This window comes from Reyranella sp., from assembly GCF_965249915.1.
Classification (GTDB): Bacteria; Pseudomonadota; Alphaproteobacteria; order Reyranellales; family Reyranellaceae; genus Reyranella.
This window is the reverse complement of the sequence record NZ_OZ252257.1, coordinates 1,795,498-1,815,925: the sequence shown is the minus strand read 5'-3', so window position 1 is coordinate 1,815,925 and position 20,428 is coordinate 1,795,498. Positions and strand designations below refer to the sequence as shown.

Genomic DNA, 20,428 nt, shown 5'->3' with positions numbered 1-20,428 from the left:
CATCATGCTTGCCTAAGTGCTTAGGCCGCCTTGATGTTCGAACGCTTGATGTGGTCGAGGTTGGCTCCCTCGATGCGCACCAGCCTGGTGAAACCGTCGCGCTTCGGCGAGTGGACGACGCCTACATCGTAGAAGTGACTGTCGCCCGGCTTCAGGACGTAGGTGTTGGCGGGCTCGACCAGGGTGGGTTCGTCGCCCTCGCCCTTCTTGACGATCCGCCAGTCGGTCATTTCCGTGTCGCCGGTGGCCAGGCCGTAGATCGCCCAGCTGGAGCCGTGGTCATGCGGGCCGCCATGCGCGGCCGTCTCGTACACATGGCCGCAGATGCAGAAGCCCAGTTCCGGATCCTCGTACAGGACCTTGCGCGGGCGGCACTGCTCGGCGGTCAGGTGGGTGGCGACGAATTCATCGTCGAGCAGCACCTTCGACACCAGCTTGCAGACTTCCTGCTTACCCGCGATTCCGGAATCGGCCTTGAGGGCCTTGCGAATATCGGCGCTCAACTGCTCGAGACTGTAGGTCATTCCTTGCCTCCATCTGAATATCCATAATCGCACAGTGGATACTGGAGATCATCCCCCGGCAGCCGCTGGCATTCGCTCTGCGAGCCGCGCTAAACGCCCAACCTCTCCAGCGCCGCGCTGAGCCGCGCACCGGTCTGTTCGGCCTGCGCACGGCGCTCGCGCTGCTCCTCGACGACCTCTTCCGGCGCGCGGGCGACGAAGGCGGCGTTGGCGAGCTTGGCGTCGATCTTGCCGACCTCGTCGGCGAGCTTCTTGATCTCCTTCTGGAGGCGCGCGCTTTCGGCCTTGAGGTCGATCACGTCGCCGACCGGCAGGGCATAGGTCGCCTCGCCGACGACGATCTGCAGCGACGCCTTGGGCGCCGATGAAGCCGCCTCGACGCCCTCGATGCGGGCCAGCCGTTCGATGGCCGGGCGATGCGTCTCGAGGCGCGCCGCGGTCGTGTCGTTGCCACCGATCACCAGCAGCCTGAGCTTGGCGCCGGCCGGCACGTTCAGTTCGGCGCGGGCCGAGCGGATGTCCTGGATCAGCTTCACCAGCCAGCCCATCTCGGCATCGGCGGCCGGGTCGACGGCGGTCGGCGCCGGCCAGGGCTGGCCGATCAGCGGGCCGTGCTCGGCGCGGTGGCCGAGCTTGTCCCACAGCTCCTCCGTGATGAACGGCATCACCGGGTGCATCAGCTTCACCGTCTCGCGCAGCACGAACGCCGTGACGGCCCGCGTCTCGTCCTTCTCGGGACCATCCGCGCCCTGCACGATCGGCTTGGTAAGCTCGACGTACCAGTCGCAGACCACGCCCCACACGAACTCGTAGAGCGTGTTGGCGGCCTCGTTCAGGCGGAAGTCGGTCAAGGCCTTGTCGATCGCCTGGTTGGCGCGGGCGAGCTCGCCCAGCATCCACTTGTTGACCGTGAGGACTGCCGACGCCGGATCGAAACCCTTCGGTAGCGCCGCGCCATTCATCTCGGCGAAGCGCGTCGCGTTCCACAGCTTGGTCGCGAAGTTGCGCGCGCCCTCGACGCGGGCCGGCGCCAGCCGCAGCCGGCCGGCCTGGGACGCCGCCAGCGACGTCATGGTGAAGCGCAACGCGTCGGCGCCGTATTTGTCGATCAGCTCCAGGGGATCGATCACGTTCCCCTTGGACTTGGACATCTTCTGGCCCTTCTCGTCCGTCACCAGCCCGTGCAGGTAGACGGTGCGGAACGGCACCTCCTTCATGAAGTGCATGCCCATCATCATCATGCGGGCGACCCAGAAGAACAGGATGTCCCAGCCCGTGACGAGCGTGCTGGTCGGATAGTATTTCGCCACTTCCGGCGTCTGGTCCGGCCAGCCCAGGGTCGAGAACGGCCACAGGGCCGAGCTGAACCAGGTATCGAGCACGTCGGGATCGCGTTCGAGTTCGACGTCCTTGCCGTAATGCGCCCGCGCCTCGGCTTTCGCCTCCTCCTCGGAGAGCGCCACGAACACCTTCTTGTCCGGCCCGTACCAGGCCGGAATCTGGTGGCCCCACCAGAGCTGGCGCGACACGCACCACGGCTCGATGTTCTCCATCCAGCGAAAGAAATCCTCGCGGCCGCGTTCGGGCACGAACTTCACGCGCCCGTCGCGCGCGGCGGCCAGCGGCGCCTCCGCGAGCTTCTTGGCGTCGGCATACCACTGCTCGGTGAGATAGGGCTCGACCGGCACGCCGCCGCGATCGCCGTACGGCACCGCATGGGTGTGCGGCTCGATCTTCTCGACGAGACCCAGCTCTTCCATTTCCGCGACGACGACCTTGCGCGCCTCGAAGCGGTCGAGGCCGCGATACTTTTCGGGCGCCTTGTCGTTCACCCTCGCGAACTTGTCGAAGATGTTGATGGCTTCGAGATTGTGCCGGCGGCCGACCTCGAAATCGTTGAAGTCATGGGCCGGCGTGATCTTGACGGCGCCCGAGCCCTTCTCCGGGTCGGAATACTCGTCGCCCACGATGGCGATGCGGCGGCCGACCAGCGGCAGCACCGCATGCTTGCCGATCAGGTGCTTCCACTTCGGATCGTCGGGATGCACGGCGATGCCGGTATCGCCCAGCATCGTCTCGGGTCGCGTGGTGGCGACCACGATGAACTCGTCGGGGCTGCCCTCGATCGGGTACTTGAAGTACCAGAGATGGCCCTTCACCTCGCGCGATTCGACCTCGAGGTCGGAGATCGCGGTCAGCATCTTGGGGTCCCAGTTGACCAGCCGCAGGTCCTTATAGATCAGGCCTTCCCGGTAGAGTTCGACGAACACCTTGAGGACCGCCTTCGACAGGCCCTCGTCCATGGTGAAGCGCTCGCGGCTCCAGTCGCAGGAGGCGCCCAGGCGGCGAAGCTGGCTGGTGATCGTGCCGCCCGAATAGGCCTTCCACTCCCAGACCTTGGCCAGGAACTCCTCGCGGTTCAGCAGCTTCTTGTTGGCATCGTTGCGGGCGGCGCCCTCGACCGCGAGGCCGATCCCTTCCTGCTCGAGGTTGCGCACCACCACCATCTGCGTGGCGATGCCGGCATGGTCGGTGCCGGGCTGCCACAGCACGTCGTCGCCCTTCATGCGGCGCCAGCGGATCAGCACGTCCTGCAGCGTGTTGTCCAGCGCATGGCCCATGTGGAGGCTGCCGGTGACGTTGGGCGGCGGAATCACGATGCAATAGGGCTGCTTCGGCGACTCGGGATGGGCGCGGAAAGCCCCCGCGTTCTCCCATTCGGGGTAGCGCCGGGCCTCGATTTCCTTGGGGTCGTAGGTCTTGTCGAGCATCTTCTGGCCTTAAACGAAAAACGCCACGGTTGCGACACCGTGGCGATGAATGAGGGCGGCGCCTGGGGTCAGCGGCGGGTCAGCCGGGCAATCTCGCGTTCGACATAGCGCTCGACCATCGTCGGCAGATTGGTGTCGAGCCAGTCCTTGAGCATCGGGCGCAGCATTTCCTTGACCAGGTCCTCGATGGTCTGGCCGGAGCCGCCGACCCGGGGCCCCGGATCGGTCGCCGCCGGCGGCGGCACGCTGTCCTGCACGGCCTGATTGAGCCGGGCGAAGGCCGAAGTGGTGGCGCCGGCCACGCCCGCACCGACCAGCGTTTCCCCGGGACTCGTGCTGGTGACCGGCTTCCCGCTGGCGACGGGCTCGGTCGAGGGTTGCGGCATCTCGGCCGGGTTCACGGAATCTATCGCCTGCAGGGGCGTGGGCTGTTCGCTCGGCATTGACTTGGGTTCTTCCACGATCTCGGTAAGCAGGAGGACGTCGTCGCTCGCCACGGGCGGCGATGCAGACGGCAGGACGGGCGGTATCACGGACGGAGGCTCGCCGGACCCGGCGTTCGCGTTGCGCAAGCCCCCGACCTGGGCGCGGGCTTCGTCGTCCGAAATGATCTTGCGGATGGACGCCAGGATGTCGTCCATCGACGGGTCCTGAGCCGGCCCACCCTTGGCATCGCTCATCTGCCGCCGCTCCCGGTGGGGGCGCTTCCGGTGGGGGCACTCCCCGCGACGCCGGCCGAAGAGGTCGACGGCGGAATGTTGCCGGTCCCCGACTCGCCGCTGCTGCCCCAGCCGATCCAGCGGGAGCCGACATCCTTGTAGTAGCGCTCCTCGTCGTAATACTCGACGGGCAGCGCCAGCGTCCGCGCCGTCAGGCGCCCGATACCGGCCAGCACGCCATAGTAGGCGACCTGCACGTCGTGGCGCGCCTGGATCAGGTTGACCTGCGAATTGAGCAGTTCCTGCTCCGCGTTCAACACGTCCAGGGTGGTGCGAGAACCGACCAGCGCTTCCTGGCGCACGCCGTTCAAGGCGACTTCATTGGCGCGGACCTGCGATTCGAACGACGTGACCCGCGAGCGCGAGGAATCGAGCTGTCGCCACGCGCGGATGACGTTCTCGGCGACGGCGCGACGGGCGCTGTCGAGTTCGTTGCGACGCTGCCCGACCAGTTCGCGTGCCGAGCGGATTCGCGACCATTCGCTGCCGTTCTGGAAGATCGGGATCGTGGCCTGAAGACGGACCGCGTAGTTGTAGTATTTGTCGGTCGGAACCTGCAGGTCGAACTGCTGCTGCAGGGCGCCCACCAGGTTGACCTGCGGCAGCAGGTCGCCGACCGCTGAATTGACGCCGTAGTTTGCCGCCGAGATGCGGTGCGCGGCGGTGACGGCGCGCGGGCCGGCATCCATCGCCAGGCCGATCGCCTCCTCTTCCGAGGACGGCAGCCCGCCGATCAGGGGAATCTCGCCCAGCCGGCCCGGCTTCTTGCCGATCGTGCGCTGGAACGCGGCCTCGGAGATCCGGACGTTGGTCTCGGCCTGGACGAGATCGGCTTTGGCCAGTTCGAGACGCGCCTCGGACTGCGACACGTCGGTGATGGTCAGTTCGCCGACCCGGAAGCGTTCGCGGGTCGCATCGAGCTGCTGCACGAGGACGCGCACGTTGTTGCGGCGGGCATCGGCGATGCCGATGTTCTGGATCAGGTCGGCATAGGACGTCACCGCCGACAGCAGCACCGTCTGCTCGGTCTCCGCGAGCTGGGCGCGCTGTGCCTGGATATTGGATTGCGCCTGCTTGGTCTCGGCGATCGTCTTGCCGCCGCGGAACAGCGGCTGGACCATCTGCAGGGTCGTGAACTTGCCGTTCAGCGCATAGAAGGTGGGCGTCGAGCGCACCGAATAGGAGTCCGCCTCGACCTTGTTGTACTCGACGTTGAGCGTCACCCTCGGGCGCCAGTTGGCGACCGCCTGCGACAATGTCTCGTCGGTCTGGCGCAGGATTGCCCGGCTCGCCAGCAGGTCGGGGTTGCTGTTGTAGGTCGTCGACAGCGCCTCGATCAGGCTCTGCGACCACGCGCTGGGCGCTCCCCCGAGCCCGATCGCCAGGACGCACGCGGCCGCGGTGCGGGCATGCCTCAAACCGGGCCGGATACGCATTGCTCTACCCTCATCTTTGGATGGCACCCTAGCATCAGGCGGAACTCGATTGGTAGCCCTGAGCATGGGAAAGCCCCGACCTCGTCAGAAGGTAAAGCGCGCAGGCCGTGCAAAGCCCGGCAGCAACGGCGTACCGGCATCGAACAGCGGCCGCCCCGACATGACCCCGCCCTGCTTCACGAAGAGATGGGCGACGCCCAGCGCGCCGCTCGGATCGGCAATGACCGTGGCCAACCGGCCGCCCTCGGCGAGCTGGTCGGCAATGGCCTGCGGGACTTCCGGCACCGCTCCTTCGATCAGGACGATGTCATAGGGAGCGGATGTCGAGGCGCCCTGCTCGGCCGGACCGGTCACCAGCTCGACCCCGGACACGCCCAGTTCCTGCAGCGTCTTCGTCGCCGTGGCGGCGAGCGCCGCATCGGTCTCGACCGCCACGACGGACTTGGTCAGCCGCGCGAGGATGGCGGCCCCGTAGCCCAGGCCGGCCGCCACGACCAAGGCCTTGTCCCCGTTCTGCGGCTGCAGGACCTGGATCAGGCGCGCGTGCACCATCGGCTCCATCATGAAGCGCCCGTTGCCCAGCGGCACGTCGTCATCGGCATAGGCGACCGAGCGCAAGCCCTCCGGCAGGAAACGCTCCCGCGGAAGTTCTCCCAGCGCCGCCAGCAGCCCGGCGTCGTTGACCCGGTTGGGCCGGAGCTGCCCCTCCACCATGTTGCGTCGCGCGAGCGCGAAATCCGTCATAGGCTGCCCCCTAGATGTAGCGCCGTTATATAGGCGGCAGCGGACGACAGCGTCAAAGGTCTCTCCGTCGCGCCCGGCTTGACCGGTTCGTCACACCATGAGTATAGCACCGCGCGCTTTCGTGCGGCCCGGTAGCAAAGCGGCTATGCAGAGGACTGCAAATCCTTCCAGGCCGGTTCGACTCCGGCCCGGGCCTCCACGAATGCACAAGCGACAGGTCTTGCATGAGCCGACACGCTCTGTCACAAGACCGCGCCTTCGCGGCAGAGTTACCGCCGTCGCGACGAGTTTTATTCCGGAGTAGCTCAGCGGTAGAGCAGGCGACTGTTAATCGCCCGGCCGTAGGTTCGATTCCTACCTCCGGAGCCAATTGGGGGCCGTTCTCGAGAGGGAGCGGCCCCTTTTCGCTTGTGGAGTGCGCGTCATGCCCTCGGTGCCCCTGCCCGGTGAAAAAGCCGAACTCATCGAACGCACCGTGGCCTTCCAGGGTCACTTCCGCCTGGCGCGCTACCTCTTCCGCCAGAGCCTCTATCGGGGCGGCCAGAGCGGTGAGTTCAGCCGGGAGGTCTTCGAGCGCGGCGAGGCCGCGGCCGTGCTGCCCTACGATCCGGTCCGCGACGAGGTCGTCCTGATCCGCCAGTTCCGGGCCGGCACCTTTGCCGCCGGCCGCCATCCCTGGTGCTGGGAGATCGTGGCCGGGATGCTCGATGAAGGCGAAACGCCCGACGAGGTCGCGCGGCGCGAGGCGGTGGAGGAAGCCGCCGTGGAGATCCTCGACCTCGTTCCCCTCTACAGCCTGTTGCTGAGCCCCGGCGCCTGTTCGGAAGCCTGCAGCATCTTCCTCGGCCGCGTCGATTCCACCTCTGTCGGCGGCATTCATGGCCTCGATGCGGAAAACGAGGACATCCTCGTACGCGCCATGCCGTTCGCCGAGGCGCGCGCCCTGCTGGCCCGCGACGAGATCGACAACTCCGCGGCCGTGATCGCCCTGCAGTGGCTGGCGATCCACCACGACGAGATCCGCAGCCGCTGGCGCTGAACCCGCCTGCCTATTCGTAGAGGTAGCCGACCGGCTTGCCCTGGGTCCGCTGCGGCCGCGGGTCCTTGCGGGTGATGATCCGGCCGGCGAGCCCGTCGATCTCGTCGCGCTGGGCCGCCGTCCATCGGCAGAGATTGTCCATGCCCTTCAGGAGGCCGAGCCGCAGCAGTTGCGTGTTCTCGCCCAGGCCGATCAGGGTCGCGGATTTCTTGCCGGCGGTGACCGAATCGCCGGTCGCCAGTTCGAATACCCTGCCTGCCCCATCCTTGAATTCGGCGGTCCCGCGAATGACGCGGTAGACCACCACCTCGCCCTTCTCGAGCCCCGCGACATCCGCAACGGGCGATGCGCTCTTGGGCAGCAGCGACTGGCCGCGCGGATCGGTGGCGATGATGTGGCCGGTGACGAGGTGGCCACTCGGCGCCTCGATGCCGAGATCGCGGACATGGACGGGCATTGGCGAGTTGACGATCCCGGCCGGCAGCGGTCGGTAGAGGGCGTCGAGCGACAGCGGATCCTGGAACCAGAACCCGGCATCGTGCGGGCGGTCGTGGAACGGATGGCTCCAGGCCAGGCCCGGCGTCTCGGCCTCGTCGATCTCGTCCGAGGGCACCACCGTGGGATTGGGGAAGGTCGTCGGCTCGGTGATGAAGGCTTCGATGAACTTGCCCGAGTAGCCCATGGAAAGCGGATCGGGCACGACCGTCTGCGGCGTCTTGAGGTTCGCTTCCGTGGAAAGTCCCGACCAGCTGTATGAACTCTGCCGATGCACGATCGCGCTCTGCAGGATCAGCGCGCCGGGCCCGACATAGTGCATCAGCCCGTCGTAATCGAAGGTGAACAGGCCCGAGGTGACCAGCACGAGCTGGAAGCCGCCCGGGGGAAGATGGAGATGGAAATCGGTCGGCCCGGCATCCGGGCGGTAGATCGGCAGGTTCGTCGCGACCTCCTGCAACAGGAAGGCCTCGTTGTTCGCATGGAAGCCGTTGATCACCCGATTGTAGAGCGCCTGGGGCCGATAGATCGGGTCGTAGGTTGCGTCCCCGTCCCGGTCGATGGCCAGGAAATCCTGGTGATTGAGGCGGATGGGATCGCCGTTCGGATGAACGAGGCTCGCCCAGTTCGAATGGACAGCAGCAGGCGCACTCATGGGATCTTCCAATCTGGGCCATGCGGGGCGCACGAGCCCGGTCTGGCCCATGCGAATTCCGGGCCAATCATGCCGCCAACCGGTACGGTCCGGTTGCGATCCCCCCTGCTCCCTGTCTACCGTCCCGCCGGGAGCGTTGCAGGGTCAGCAGAGCGAGTACTTCAATGAACGTCCGGTCGGGTTTCATCGATAGCATCGGCAATACGCCGCTGATCAAGCTGCGCGCCGCCTCCGAGGCGACGGGCTGCAACATCTACGGCAAGGCCGAGTTCCTCAATCCGGGTGGCTCGGTGAAGGATCGCGCTGCCCTCGCCATCATCGAGGATGCGGAGAAGAGCGGGAAACTGCGGCCCGGCGGCGTGATCGTCGAGGGCACGGCCGGCAATACCGGAATCGGCATCGCGCTGGTCGCCAATGCGCGCGGCTACCGTTCGGTCATCGTGATGCCGGAGACGCAGAGCCAGGAAAAGAAAGACATGCTGCGCCTGTGCGGCGCCGACCTGCGCCTCGTTCCGGCCGCGCCCTATTCCAACCCGAACAACTATGTCCGCTTCTCCGGCACCCTCGCCGAGGAACTGGCGGCCAAGGAGCCCAACGGTGCGATCTGGGCCAACCAGTTCGACAATACGGCCAACCGGGACGGCCACTACCGGACGACGGGACCGGAAATCTATGACCAGACCGACGGCAAGGTCGACGGGTTCACCTGCTCGGTCGGCAGCGGCGGCACCCTGGCCGGCGTGGCCCGAGCCCTGAAGGAGCGCAATCCCGAGATCAAGATCGCGCTCAGCGATCCGATGGGCTCGGCGTTGTTCAACTGGTTCGCCAAGGGCGAGCTCAAGGCCGAGGGGAACTCTGTCACCGAAGGCATCGGCCAGGGCCGCGTCACCGCCAATCTGGAAGGCACGCCGATCGACATGGCCTACCAGATCACCGACGAGGAGGCCCTGCCCGTCCTGTTCGACCTGATCGAGCACGAGGGGCTGGTGCTGGGTGGCTCGAGCGCGATCAACGTCGTGGGCGCCATGCGCCTCGCGCGCGAGCTGGGACCGGGCAAGACCATCGTCACCATCCTCTGCGACGGCGGCAGTCGCTATCAGTCCAAACTCTTCAACCCGGCGTTCCTGCGCGAGAAGAACCTGCCGCTGCCGCGCTGGATGAAGTGAGCGCGCGCAGATGAGCCGTGTCGTCGTCTGCGGCAGCCTCAACATGGATGTCGTCGTGCAGAGCGCACGCCGCCCCGCGCCCGGCGAGACGATTCTGGGCGCCGAAGTTTCGTTCCTGCCGGGCGGCAAGGGTCTCAACCAGGCGATCGCCTCGGCGCGCCTGGGGATGCCCACCGCCATGGTCGGCGCCGTCGGCAACGACGCCTTCGCCAACAGCCTGCGCGGCTTCCTGGCCGACAACGACGTCGACAGCACCGGCGTGACCGAAGTCGAGGGTCCGGCGACCGGCGTGGCGCTGATCCAGGTGGCGGAGGGCGACAATTCGATCACCGTGGCCTCGGGCGCCAACATGCATTTCGATGCCTCGATGCTGCCCGACGAACCGCGGCGCGAGGAAGTTTGGGTGGCGCAGTTCGAGACGCCGCTGGCTGCCACGCGGGAGATCCTTGCGCGCGCCCATGCGGCGGGTGCGCGGACCGTCCTCAACCTGGCGCCGTATACGGAGCATCCGCCGGAAATGCTGCAGGCGGTCGACGTCGCCGTGCTGAACGAGATCGAACTATCCCAGGCGACCGGCACCGGGCTCGACGCCTCCAGCTCGACGGATGAAGTCGTCGCCGCCTGCAACGTGCTGCGCGAGCGCGGCGCGCGCGCCGTGATCGCAACGCTGGGCGCACGGGGCGCCGTCGTCGTGACCGCAACAAGCGTCGAGTCCATTCCCGCGTTCCAGACGCAGGTCGTCGACACGACGGGCGCGGGCGATTGCTTCGTAGGGGCCCTCGCCTCGCAACTGGCCGCGGGACGCACCCCGGCGGAAGCTGCGCGTTTTGCCAGTGCCGCCGCCTCCTGTTCGGTCGAACAGCTTGGGGCGGCGCCCGCCATGCCGACGGCTGAGGAAGTTGCGGCGCGTCTGGCGAAAGCCTAAATCCCGGTCATGGTCGAAGAACTCTTCAGGCAGGACGCCTACATCAAGGAAGCCGACGCCACCGTGACCGGCGTCGAGGAGCGCGGCGTGCGGCTGGACCGCTCGATCTTCTACCCGACCGGCGGCGGTCAGCCCGGCGACACCGGCCTGCTGCGTTGGGACGGCGGCGAGGCGCGGATCGTCGATTCGGTGAAGGCCGACGGCGGCGACGTGCTGCACGTGCTCGCCCCCGATGCGCCGCGACCCGAGGTCGGAACGAAGGTCCATACGGTGCTCGACTGGGAGCGCCGGCATCTGCACATGCGCATGCATACGGCGCTGCACGTGATGTCGGCGGTCATCAAGGGCAACGTCACCGGCGGCCAGGTCGGCGTCGACAAGAGCCGCCTCGACTTCAACCTCGAGGGTGAGATTCCGACCAAGGAATGGGTCACCGAGGAGGTCAACAAGCTGATCGCCCTCGACCGTCCGGTGACGCAGCAATGGGTCACCGACGAGGAACTGACGTCGCGCCCCGAACTTGTGAAGACGATGAGCGTGCGGCCGCCGATGGGCGCGGGCCGCGTCCGCCTCCTATCGATCGAAGGCGTCGACCTGCAGGCCTGCGGCGGCACGCACGTCGCCCGCAGCGGCGACATCGGCCGCGTCGAATGCATCAAGATCGAGAACAAGGGAAAGATGAACCGGCGCTTCATCATCGCGCTGGCTCAATAATCAAACTCCATCTCCCCCTGGCGGGGTGAGGAACATGAAAGCCTAAGAGGAAGAGTTCCATGGACTACGCAAGGCCCGACGCCCTGGTCAGCACCGATTGGCTCGCCGCCCGCCTCGATGCGCCGGACGTGCGCGTCGTCGACGGCTCGTTCTACCTGCCGGCCCAGAAGCGCGATCCAAAGACCGAGTTCGTCAATCAGCACATTCCGGGCGCGGTCTTCTTCGACATCGACGAAATCGCCGACACGACCAGCCCGCTGCCGCACATGCTGCCGCCGCCGGAGAAGTTCTCAGCCCGCGTCCGCAAGCTGGGCCTGGGCGACGGCAACAAGATCGTGATCTACGACACCACCCCGATGACCGGCGCCTGCCGCGTGTGGTGGATGTTCCGGGCCATGGGCTACAAGGACGTGTCGGTCCTCAACGGCGGCCTGCCGAAGTGGATGAGCGAGGGTCACCCCGTCACCGACGATCCGACGCCGCCGCGCGAGCGCCACTTCACGTCGCGCCTCGACAACTCTCTCGTGCGTTCCATCGATGACGTGTTCGGCCTGATCGACAGCAAGCGCGAACAGATCGTCGATGCGCGCGCCGCCAACCGCTTCCGCGGCGAGGTGCCCGAGCCGCGCGCCGGCCTGCGCAGCGGCCACATGCCGGGTGCCTTCAACCTCCCCTACAACGAGCTTCTCGATCCCGCGACCGGCACGATGCTGCCGGCCGACAAGCTGGCGGCCCGCATCGCCGCCTCCGGCATCGATCCGTCCAAGAAGGTGACGGCGAGCTGCGGCTCCGGCGTCACCGCCTGTGTCGTGGCGCTCGGCCTCTATCTCACCGGCGCGCCCGAAGCCGCGGTCTATGACGGCTCGTGGACCGAATGGGGCGGCCGCGCCGACACGCCGATCGTCACCGGAGCCTGATCCCTTCGCTCACCGGATACCGGTTGTGTGTTGCGCACGGAGGTCTAACGCTGGCCGCCGGCGCGAAGCCTGTGCCATAGTTGATTCATGACCTCTAAGAAAACTTATACTCGCCCCGACACCGTTTTGGCCGTCTCCGGCCGCGACCCGGACAACAATTTCGGCATCGTCAATCCGCCCGTCTATCACGCGTCGACGATCCTCTCGCCGACGATGGACAAGTTCGAGAACCGCATCCCGTTCGAGGGCTTCGGCTACGGCCGCAACGGCACGCCGACACAGAAGGCGCTGGAAGACGCGGTCGCCGCCATCGAGGGCGCGCATCGTTCCATCGCCGTGCAGTCGGGCCTGGCCGCCGTCACCGGCGCCATCGTGGGCTTCCTGAAGACCGGCGACCACATGCTGGTAACCGACAATGCCTACGGTCCGGCCCGCCGCTTCGCCAACACGACGCTGAAGGGCTTCGGCGTCGAGACCACCTACTTCGACCCGATGATCGGCGCCGAGGGCATCGCCAAGCTGATGCGGCCGAACACCAAGGTCCTCTATCTCGAGGCGCCGGGCTCGCAGACCTTCGAGGTCCAGGACGTCGACGGCATGGCCGCGGTCGCCAAGAAGGCCGGCGCGACCGTGATGATCGACAATACCTGGGCGACGCCGCTCTACTTCAAGCCGTTCGACCATGGCTGCGACATCTCCATCCACGCCGGCACCAAGTACATCGTCGGCCACTCGGACGCGATGATGGGCATCATCTCCTGCGCCACGCGCGAGATGTTCGAGATCGCCAAGACCGCCTGCCAGTCGTTCGGCTTCCACGCCGCGCCCGACGATTGCTATCTCGCGCTGCGTGGGCTGCGCACCATGGGCGTGCGACTGCGCCACCACGAGAAGAGCGGCCTCGCGATCGCGAACTGGCTGAAGACCCGGCCCGAGGTCGACAAAGTGCTGCACCCCGCCCTGCCCGACTGCCCCGGCCATGAGAACTGGAAGAAGCAGTTCCAGGGCTCGTCCGGCCTGTTCTCCTTCACGCTGCGCGACGGCATCAAGCGCCCCGCGGTGGCCGCGATGCTCGACGGCATGGACATCTTCGGCATGGGCGCCAGCTGGGGCGGCTACGAGAGCCTGATGATCCCCGCCCACCCCGACCAGTACCGCACCGCCGTGCCGTGGCCCGAAGGCAAGCAGCTGCTGCGCGTCCATATCGGGCTGGAAGACGTCGAGGATCTGAAGACCGACCTGGCCGAAGGCTTCGAACGTCTCAACCGGGCGCACAACGCCTAGCTGCTCCGACGAAGGTCGCTCTTCACGCGGCCCGTCGATCGGCTCCACTGTTTCGACAACAAAGAAGTCGAACAGTGGAGGACGCAGATGGGCAAGAGTTCCTGGCCTTGGTGGCCACGCAAAACGAACAAGTCGCCGGCCGAAGCGGAACTCTTGCCGGACCGGCGTCACCTGCTCGCGGCGCTTTCCGCGATGGCCGGAGGTGGCGCTTTGGCTGCGATGTCACAACCGGCCGCAGCACAGGCTCCCAGCGACCTGCCACCGCCCAAGCGCGTCGTTACCGGACGCGATGCCGCCGGCAAGTCGGTATTCAGGTCCTTCGACGTGACGCCCAGGATCGTGGAGATCGATTCCAATCCGGGGCTGGCGTTCCACGAGATGTACATCACCGAGGGCGTGCCTCAGCTCACCGGGCAGGAACCGGACCCGATGCTCAAGGGAACGATCGCCTTCCCCGGGCCGGGTGGCACGATGTTCCGCCTGATCTCCTATCCGGGCCGACGCCCGGAGGGCTACAAGCCGCCGGCCGGCGTCACGCTTGAAAGCGCGCTGAAGGAATTGAACGACAAGGTGCCCGGCATGGGCGATGTCATGGAGCGTGGTGCGCCGGGCATGCACACGTCCGATACGATCGACTATGGCATCGTGGTTCGGGGCGAGATGACGCTGGAACTGGATGACGGACAGAAGATTCACCTGCGCCAGGGAGACTGCATCGTGCAGAACGGCACAAGGCATCGCTGGCGCAATCCATTGACCGAGCCCTGCCTCATGGCCTTCGTCTCGATTGGCGGCAAGCGCGCCTGAGGCTTGCGCCTAGGCTTGCCGGCACTCGCCGCAGATGCCGGTCACTTCCAGGGTCATGTCGCGTGCGGTGAAGCCGCGGCGGGTGGCGCTGGCGGAGATGGCGTCGGACAGGCCGTCGCCCTCGATCTCCTCGGCGTTGCCGCACTCGCTGCAGATCAGGAAGAAGCCGCGATGGGCCTCGCCGGGATGGCTGCAGCCGACGAAGGCGTTCATGCGCTCGATGCGGTGGATCAGGCCGTTCTCGATCAGGAAGTCGAGCGCGCGATAGACCGTGGGCGGCGCCGAGCCGAGATCCTCGTTGCGCAGGCTGTCGAGCAGCGCGTAGGCCCCGACCGGCTTGTGGCTCGACCAGACGAGTTCGAGTACCCGGCGTCGCAGCGGGGTGAATCTGAGGTCCTTGGCGGCGCACAGTTTCTCGGCCGCGGCGATCGCGTCCTCTACACAGTGCTCATGATCGTGGGCGTGCCCGGCGGGCGCCGCTTTGGCGGGTTTCTTCACGTAACTCCCGATTTGCCAACCGAGTAGGCCGAGATTATACGCGCCGTTCCTTCCGGAGGCCAAGGCTCGCCCCATGAGCACATTGATGTCCCCAACGACCTACCAACAGCCCGAAATCGACGCCGCCCTCGCCGTCATCAAGTTCGATGCGCAGGGCCTGGTGCCGGCGATCGCCCAGCAGCACGACACGGGCGAGGTGCTGATGATGGCGTGGATGGACCGTGCCGCCGTGGCCGAGACGATGCGCACGGGCCGTGCATGCTACTGGTCGCGCTCCCGCAAGGGCCCGTGGCGCAAGGGCGACACGTCGGGGCATATCCAGACCCTGGTCGAGCTGCGGATCGATTGCGACGGCGACACGCTGCTGGCGCTGGTCGACCAGACGGGCGTCGCCTGCCACACCGGCCGTCACAACTGCTTCTTCCGCGCGATCCGCGACGGCGCCCTTGCGGAGATCGCTCCCATCGAGATCGACATGGAGAAGGACAAGGTTTGAGCAAGTTCGCATCGACGCGCCGCGGCTTCCTGCTCTCGGTCGCGCTCCTGCCGCTGGCCGCCTGTGCCACGACGCCCTCGCCCCGGTACACACTCTCGGAACGCGGCGACCGTCTGGTGGCGCTGATCCAGAGGACCGGCCGGGACAACATGACCGCCCCCGAGGCCCTGGCGCTCATGGGCATCACCAACGAAGGCCGCGACATTCCGGTGCGCCAGCTCGCCGCCGACGGCTCCGACGGCCGCTACGTCGTGAACCTGGTGAACATCCGCAAGTATCACGAGTTCGTCTTCCAGCGCCGCCAGGGCGACGTGCTGATCCTCCATTCCGCCGACACCGCCTTCAAGCGCCTGGTGAGCGTGCGCTACGCCCGCAACGGCAAGCCCACCGTCATCGCGGACACCGCCTTCGCCGAACGCGATTTTCAGCAGCAGACCGCCTTTTGGTTCGACCGGATACCGGGTCGCTAGTAATGTGACGGTGAGATGACAATCACCGTCTCGGCTCCCACCACGGCCCGCCGCACCCTTACCGTCTGCGGCGGCGCGCATGCCCTGCACGACGGCTTCACCGATCTGCTGAACGTGCTCTACCCGCTCCTGCAGTCGCAGTTCGGCTTGAGCTACGGCGCCATCGGCGCCCTGAAGACCTGCTATTCCGGCGCCATGGCCACCGGCCAGATCCCGTCGGGCCACCTGGCCGAACGCTTCGGCGGTGTCCGGATCCTGGCCATCGGCACGATGCTGATTGCCGCCGGCTACTGTCTCGCGGGCCTCAGCGGCTCGCTCTACGGTGTCATCGCCGGGCTGCTCCTCGCGGGGCTCGGCGCCAGCACGCAGCATCCCATCGGCTCCAGCCTGGTCGCGGCGGCCTATCACGGCCCGCGCTCCCGCACCGCGCTCGGCACCTACAATTTCACCGGCGACGTCGGCAAGGTGCTGCTGCCGTCCCTCTTCGCCCTGATCGCCGCCGCGCTGGGATGGCAGCAGGCACTGGTCGTCATGGCCGCCCTTGCCGTCCTGGGGGCCGGCGTCATCCTCGCTTCGCTGAAGCCGATCGTGACGCACGGCACGGCGGAACCGTCGAAGGCCGTCGCCGGACAGGACCGGCCCTGGGCCTACTGGCTGCTGTTCTCGATCCACATCGCCGACGACCTGGTGCGGACCGGCTTCCTGATCTTTCTGCCGTTCCTGCTACGCGACAAGGGAGCCGACCTGCCGACCATCGGCCTCGGCCTGTCGCTGATGTTCGCGGGCGGCGCTGCCGGCAAGCTGGTGATGGGCTGGGTCGGCCAGAAGCTGGGTGTCGTGCCGTCGGTGCTGCTGACGGAGATCGGCACGACCCTCCTCATCCTGGCGGCGCTGCCGCTCTCGCTCGACTTCGCGCTGCTGCTGCTGCCGGCGGTGGGCCTGATGCTGAACGGCACCTCGTCCGTCCTCTACGGCACGATCCCCGAATTCGTGAGCCCGGAACGACGCACCAAGGCCTTCGCGGTCTTCTACACCGGCGGCTCGGTCGCCGGCGCGACCGGCCCGCTGCTGTTCGGCCTGTTCGGGGACGTGGTCGGCCTCACCACGGCGCTCATCGCCGTTTCCTGCGTCGCGCTCACGACCGTGCCGATGGTCTGGGCGCTGCGACCGGCCTTCGCTGACGACTGACCGATCAGGCGCCCTGCCACACCGGTCCCATCGGCTTCAGCCTGATGCCTTTGCGCAGGTTCTTGTAGGGCATGTCCACCGGATCGGTGATGTGGGCGCCGCTCGACCGCACCACCAGGATCGTCTCGGCGATCGGCTGGAAATCGGCGCGGAAGTGGACCGTCGATTTCAGGGCCAGGATCGGCACTTGCGACGGCTCGACTCCGACGGCGCGGAACATCTCCTGGTCGGCGGCCTGTACGCGCTTGCAGGCGACGACCGCCGACACGCCCGACGCCTCGTCGGTCAGCAGCGCCATCGGCCCGATCTGGAACTTCGCGCCGCCATAGAACGGGCCGGTGCCGGTGAAGACCCCGTCGCTGAGCTTGACCACGCGCCAGTCGGCCTCGACCGGCTTCTCGCCGCCATAGCCCACCACGGCGCCGATGCCGCGGCGCATGACATTGCCCTCGCCGGTCTCGACGGCCGCCCGGGCCGCGCCCTCGTCGACGATCATGCCGATCACGGCGCCTTTGGCCTTGTGGCGCATCAGGGCTGCCAGCAGGCCGATCGTGTCGGAGGTGCCGCCGGCGCCGGGATTGTCCTGGACGTCGGCCAGCACGATCGGCTTGGTCGCGTTCCTCGACAATTCGATGGCGCGAAGTGCGGCCTGGTCGGGATCCAGCAGCTCGCCGTCGAACGCCTTCTCCTGCGCCTTGACCGTGGCGGCGAGCTTGTCGGCCGCCGCCTCGACGGCCTCCTTGTCATGTCCGTACACGACCAGGGCCGGGCCGCACTGGGCGATGTCGGCCGGCGGAAAGCCCGGCGTGTGGGTGACGCTGACGATGCCCTGATTGTGGCTCTTCTCCCCCGCCTCGAGCTCGCCCACCAGGTCGAAGATCGCCTTGGCCGGCTCGATGAAGGTGCACTGCCAGACCAGCGGGATCAGGAAGTCGAGCTGGCGATAGGCGCGATAGACCGGCCGCTTCTCGCGCAGCAGCTTGTCCAGCAGCTCGATCGCGCGGCTGCCGGTCACCGCCATGTCGATATGCGGATAGGTGCGATAGCCGACCAACGCCGTGGCGAGAGCCGCCATCTCGGGTGTCAGGTTGGCGTGATAATCGAGGCTGGCCACGATCGGCAGATCGTCGCCCACGAGGCCGCGGATCCGGCGCAGCAACTCGCCCTCGCCGTCCTCGGTGTTCTCGGCGACCATGGCGCCGTGCAGGTCGAGATAGATCGCGTCGAAGGGTCCGTGCTTCTTCAGGTCCTCGTCGAACAAGGCCCACATCTTCTCGAAGGCATCCTCTGTCACGTAGGAGGCCGGTGACGCGGCCGCCCAGGCCAGCGGCACGATCTCGTGGCCGAGCTCCGCCAGCTTGCTGACCGCACCTGCGATCGGGATGTTGAATCCTTCGACGCCGGCGATCATTTCCGGGCCGCGCAGCAGCGGCGGCCAGGCATCGGCGCGCACGAACTCCTCCCATGTCGCCTGCTGCGGCGCGAACGTGTTCGTCTCGTGCTGAAAGCCGCCAACCGCGATCCGCGCCATCCCTTGTCTCCCGAAAGCAATTCCATCCCGTCTGCGGACAGTATTACGCATGTGAGGCAGCGATTGCGAGGCACCTGCGTTGCGTGCGGCATGCGTAGTCTGTCCTGGCCCGCCTTTCTCAAGAATTTTCCGCAAGGTCACCTGGTGACCGCGGTCGCTGTCGACGTCGGGGCCGATGAGATCGGCAGCCGGCGTTTGCGTGAGCTGCGCGACCTCCTCCATCGCGTGATCGGGCGCAGGACATCGAGCGGAGCGTTTGCTTTGACGGTCTCGCGGGCGGCCGGATTCCCGGAAATTCTTTGTGGTTTCGAAGCGCAAGCCGATGCCGATGCCCTGGCCGCGGTGGCTCGGGCCGAACAGACGGACCGCTATCCCGGCTTCGCGAGCCAGCGCCTGTTCAGCCTCGATACCGCGATGGAGACCGCGCTCCGGGCGGGCCTGTTGAGCGAGGGCGACATCGACCAACGCTGACGCTTGCACATCGGCGGGCCGCAGCCTATCGGTAGTTCCTCGGCGATACCTGAAGGCCCGCGGGTGTCTATCGTTTCCCTGCGAGTCCGCTTCAGCCCATGTCTCTCTTCAGTTCCGCGTTCGCGCGCCGCACGATCGCCTTTCTGGTCGCCGGTGTTCTCGCCCTCCTGGCCATCGTGGGCGCTTCGGTATGGCTGTCCGCTCGCACGGCTCAACATGCCGAAGAAGCCGTCGTGGAGCGCGAGATACGCTCCCTCGCGACCAATCTCCTTGCCGCCGCCATCGACGCCGAAACCGGACAGCGAGGCTACCTGCTGACGGGCGAGGCTCGCTATCTCGCTCCGTTCGAGCGCGCCCAACCCCGTCTGCAGCGGGATATCGTCGAATTGCGCCGGCTCGTCGCCCGGGACGCCGCGCAACTGGCCGCCGTCAACGAGTTGGCCACGGTGATCGATGCCAAGATGGCGGAACTGACCGAGACCATCGAACAGGCAAAGGCCGGCCAGAGAGACGCGGCGATCCAGACCGTTCTGTCCGATCGTGGACGCCTGCTGATGGAAAAGGCGCGGTCTCAACTGGCCAGCCTGATCTCCAATGCGGAAAGGCGCGTTTCGGCGCGCCTGGAGGCCGTGACCGACGGCGCCGAACTCCTCACCTGGGTGACCGCGGCAGGCAGTCTGCTGATCGTGCTGTTCGCCGCCGGCGCGTCTTGGACCGTGGTGCAGTATACGCGAGAACTGGTAGCGGCCAGGTCCGAGCTGCAGACCCTGAATGTCGGGCTCGAGGAACGCGTGGCCGAGCGCACCGAAGCCCTGACGCGCGCCAACGACGAGATCCAGCGCTTCGCCTATATCGTGAGCCACGACCTGCGTTCGCCGCTGGTCAACATCATGGGCTTCACCAGCGAGTTGGAAGCCGCCATGAAGTCGGTCGGTCCCTACGTGGCAGGCGACGCCACCCTGGCCGACAAGGCGCGGCTGGCGACCGAGGAGGACATTCCCGAGGCCCTGCGATTCATCCGCGCGTCGACCGGCAAGATGGACGGGCTGATCAACGCCATCCTCAAGCTCTCGCGCGAAGGGCGCCGTGAGCTCAGGGCCGAGCCGATCGATCTGGTCAGCCTGTTCAAGAATGCCGCCGCCAGCGTTCGACACCAGACGGAAGAAGTCGGGGCCGAGATCGCCGTGCCGTCCTCGGCCCCTGCCCTGGTGAGCGACCGGCTGGCCATGGAGCAGGTCGTCGGCAACGTCGTGGACAATGCGGTGAAGTATCTGGCGCGCGACCGGCCGGGACGCATCGTCATCACCACCGGGGAAACGGCGCGGCGGGTGCACATAGACATCACGGACAACGGCCGCGGCATCGCCGAACAGGACCACGAGCGCATTTTCGAGTTGTTCCGGCGGGCAGGTGCACAGGACCGGCCCGGCGAAGGTATCGGTCTCGCGCATGTGCGCGCCCTGGTGCGCCGGCTGGGCGGCGACATTACGGTGCAGTCCGAACTTGGGCGCGGTACAACCTTTCGGATAGATTTGCCGCGAAGACTGAGACTCAACGAAAACTCAACGACAAGGTAGA

20 protein-coding genes and 2 tRNA genes are annotated in these 20,428 nt (G+C 66.9%); 14 read left to right on the top strand and 8 right to left on the bottom strand.

Annotated features, from left to right (window positions below; translation table 11 throughout):
• Positions 1-20 precede the first annotated feature (20 nt).
• The 5 genes from ACP15H_RS09155 to ACP15H_RS09135 form a co-directional block, all read right to left on the bottom strand.
• The gene (locus tag ACP15H_RS09155; RefSeq protein ID WP_425065886.1) at positions 21-524 is read right to left on the bottom strand and encodes a hypothetical protein; all 504 of its coding nucleotides are present in this window, start codon (positions 522-524) and stop codon (positions 21-23) included.
• A gap of 89 nt (positions 525-613) precedes the next feature.
• A complete protein-coding gene (locus ACP15H_RS09150) occupies positions 614-3,295 on the bottom strand; it encodes a valine--tRNA ligase (protein ID WP_425065885.1) in 2,682 nt (893 codons plus the stop codon).
• A 68-nt stretch (positions 3,296-3,363) separates the two neighbouring features.
• A complete protein-coding gene (locus ACP15H_RS09145) occupies positions 3,364-3,975 on the bottom strand; it encodes a DUF2497 domain-containing protein (RefSeq protein WP_425065884.1) in 612 nt (203 codons plus the stop codon).
• The gene (locus ACP15H_RS09140; protein ID WP_425065883.1) at positions 3,972-5,450 is read right to left on the bottom strand and encodes a TolC family outer membrane protein; all 1,479 of its coding nucleotides are present in this window, start codon (positions 5,448-5,450) and stop codon (positions 3,972-3,974) included. Before ACP15H_RS09140 ends, ACP15H_RS09145 begins: the two co-directional genes overlap by 4 nt.
• 84 nt (positions 5,451-5,534) lie before the next feature.
• Positions 5,535-6,194, bottom strand: coding sequence for a protein-L-isoaspartate O-methyltransferase family protein (locus ACP15H_RS09135; protein ID WP_425065882.1), 660 nt, complete (start codon positions 6,192-6,194; stop codon positions 5,535-5,537).
• Positions 6,195-6,319: 125 nt separating this feature from the next.
• Between ACP15H_RS09135 and ACP15H_RS09130 the strand changes: the two genes are divergently transcribed.
• The 3 genes from ACP15H_RS09130 (at position 6,320) to ACP15H_RS09120 (ending at position 7,233) form a co-directional block, all read left to right on the top strand.
• Positions 6,320-6,393: transfer RNA gene (locus tag ACP15H_RS09130), tRNA-Cys, on the top strand.
• 95 nt (positions 6,394-6,488) lie between these two features.
• Positions 6,489-6,563: transfer RNA gene (locus tag ACP15H_RS09125), tRNA-Asn, on the top strand.
• Positions 6,564-6,618: 55 nt separating this feature from the next.
• Positions 6,619-7,233 carry an NUDIX domain-containing protein gene (locus ACP15H_RS09120; protein WP_425065881.1) on the top strand — a complete coding sequence of 205 codons (615 nt, stop codon included), beginning with the start codon at positions 6,619-6,621 and terminating at the stop codon, positions 7,231-7,233.
• 10 nt (positions 7,234-7,243) lie between these two features.
• On the opposite strand, the gene ACP15H_RS09115 is transcribed toward ACP15H_RS09120, so the two are convergent.
• A complete protein-coding gene (locus tag ACP15H_RS09115; RefSeq protein ID WP_425065880.1) occupies positions 7,244-8,383 on the bottom strand; it encodes a hypothetical protein in 1,140 nt (379 codons plus the stop codon).
• Between the two features lie 164 nt (positions 8,384-8,547).
• Here ACP15H_RS09115 and ACP15H_RS09110 point away from each other — a divergent pair, with 164 nt between their 5' ends.
• The 6 genes from ACP15H_RS09110 to ACP15H_RS09085 all read left to right on the top strand — a co-directional run bounded on the left by ACP15H_RS09110 (position 8,548) and on the right by ACP15H_RS09085 (position 14,196).
• Positions 8,548-9,549 (top strand): cysteine synthase A, encoded by a 1,002-nt coding sequence (locus tag ACP15H_RS09110; RefSeq protein WP_425065879.1) that lies wholly within the window; start codon positions 8,548-8,550, stop codon positions 9,547-9,549.
• Between the two features lie 10 nt (positions 9,550-9,559).
• Positions 9,560-10,474, top strand: a complete 915-nt coding sequence (locus ACP15H_RS09105; protein ID WP_425065878.1) for a ribokinase — start codon at positions 9,560-9,562, stop codon at positions 10,472-10,474.
• Between the two features lie 9 nt (positions 10,475-10,483).
• A complete protein-coding gene (locus ACP15H_RS09100; RefSeq protein ID WP_425065877.1) occupies positions 10,484-11,188 on the top strand; it encodes an alanyl-tRNA editing protein in 705 nt (234 codons plus the stop codon).
• Positions 11,189-11,247: 59 nt separating this feature from the next.
• Entirely contained in the window at positions 11,248-12,105 is an 858-nt protein-coding gene (gene sseA, locus ACP15H_RS09095) for a 3-mercaptopyruvate sulfurtransferase (RefSeq protein ID WP_425065876.1), read from the top strand.
• An 87-nt stretch (positions 12,106-12,192) separates the two neighbouring features.
• Positions 12,193-13,389 (top strand): cystathionine beta-lyase, encoded by a 1,197-nt coding sequence (metC, locus tag ACP15H_RS09090; RefSeq protein ID WP_425065875.1) that lies wholly within the window; start codon positions 12,193-12,195, stop codon positions 13,387-13,389.
• Positions 13,390-13,608: 219 nt separating this feature from the next.
• On the top strand, positions 13,609-14,196 hold the full coding sequence (locus tag ACP15H_RS09085) for a cupin domain-containing protein (RefSeq protein WP_425065874.1): 588 nt from the start codon (positions 13,609-13,611) through the stop codon (positions 14,194-14,196).
• A 9-nt stretch (positions 14,197-14,205) separates the two neighbouring features.
• Here ACP15H_RS09085 and ACP15H_RS09080 read toward each other — a convergent pair whose 3' ends face one another.
• Positions 14,206-14,694, bottom strand: a complete 489-nt coding sequence (locus ACP15H_RS09080; RefSeq protein ID WP_425065873.1) for a Fur family transcriptional regulator — start codon at positions 14,692-14,694, stop codon at positions 14,206-14,208.
• 85 nt (positions 14,695-14,779) lie between these two features.
• On the opposite strand from ACP15H_RS09080, the gene hisI reads away from it, so the two are divergent.
• Genes hisI through ACP15H_RS09065 form a run of 3 tightly spaced genes read left to right on the top strand, consistent with a single transcriptional unit; the run spans position 14,780 to position 16,848 of the window.
• On the top strand, positions 14,780-15,190 hold the full coding sequence (gene hisI / locus ACP15H_RS09075; RefSeq protein ID WP_425065872.1) for a phosphoribosyl-AMP cyclohydrolase: 411 nt from the start codon (positions 14,780-14,782) through the stop codon (positions 15,188-15,190).
• Positions 15,187-15,660 (top strand): hypothetical protein, encoded by a 474-nt coding sequence (locus tag ACP15H_RS09070; protein ID WP_425065871.1) that lies wholly within the window; start codon positions 15,187-15,189, stop codon positions 15,658-15,660. Before hisI ends, ACP15H_RS09070 begins: the two co-directional genes overlap by 4 nt.
• A 15-nt stretch (positions 15,661-15,675) precedes the next feature.
• Positions 15,676-16,848 (top strand): MFS transporter, encoded by a 1,173-nt coding sequence (locus ACP15H_RS09065; protein WP_425065870.1) that lies wholly within the window; start codon positions 15,676-15,678, stop codon positions 16,846-16,848.
• A gap of 4 nt (positions 16,849-16,852) precedes the next feature.
• Here the strand turns inward: ACP15H_RS09065 and ACP15H_RS09060 are convergent, their stop codons facing one another.
• Complete coding sequence (locus tag ACP15H_RS09060) at positions 16,853-18,379, bottom strand: M81 family metallopeptidase (RefSeq protein ID WP_425065869.1); 1,527 nt, start codon at positions 18,377-18,379, stop codon at positions 16,853-16,855.
• A gap of 90 nt (positions 18,380-18,469) precedes the next feature.
• Between ACP15H_RS09060 and ACP15H_RS09055 the strand changes: the two genes are divergently transcribed.
• Complete coding sequence (locus tag ACP15H_RS09055; protein ID WP_425065868.1) at positions 18,470-18,850, top strand: hypothetical protein; 381 nt, start codon at positions 18,470-18,472, stop codon at positions 18,848-18,850.
• Between the two features lie 98 nt (positions 18,851-18,948).
• Positions 18,949-20,427: a sensor histidine kinase gene (locus ACP15H_RS09050; protein WP_425065867.1), complete on the top strand. Its 1,479-nt coding sequence runs from the start codon at positions 18,949-18,951 to the stop codon at positions 20,425-20,427.
• Position 20,428 lies beyond the last annotated feature (1 nt).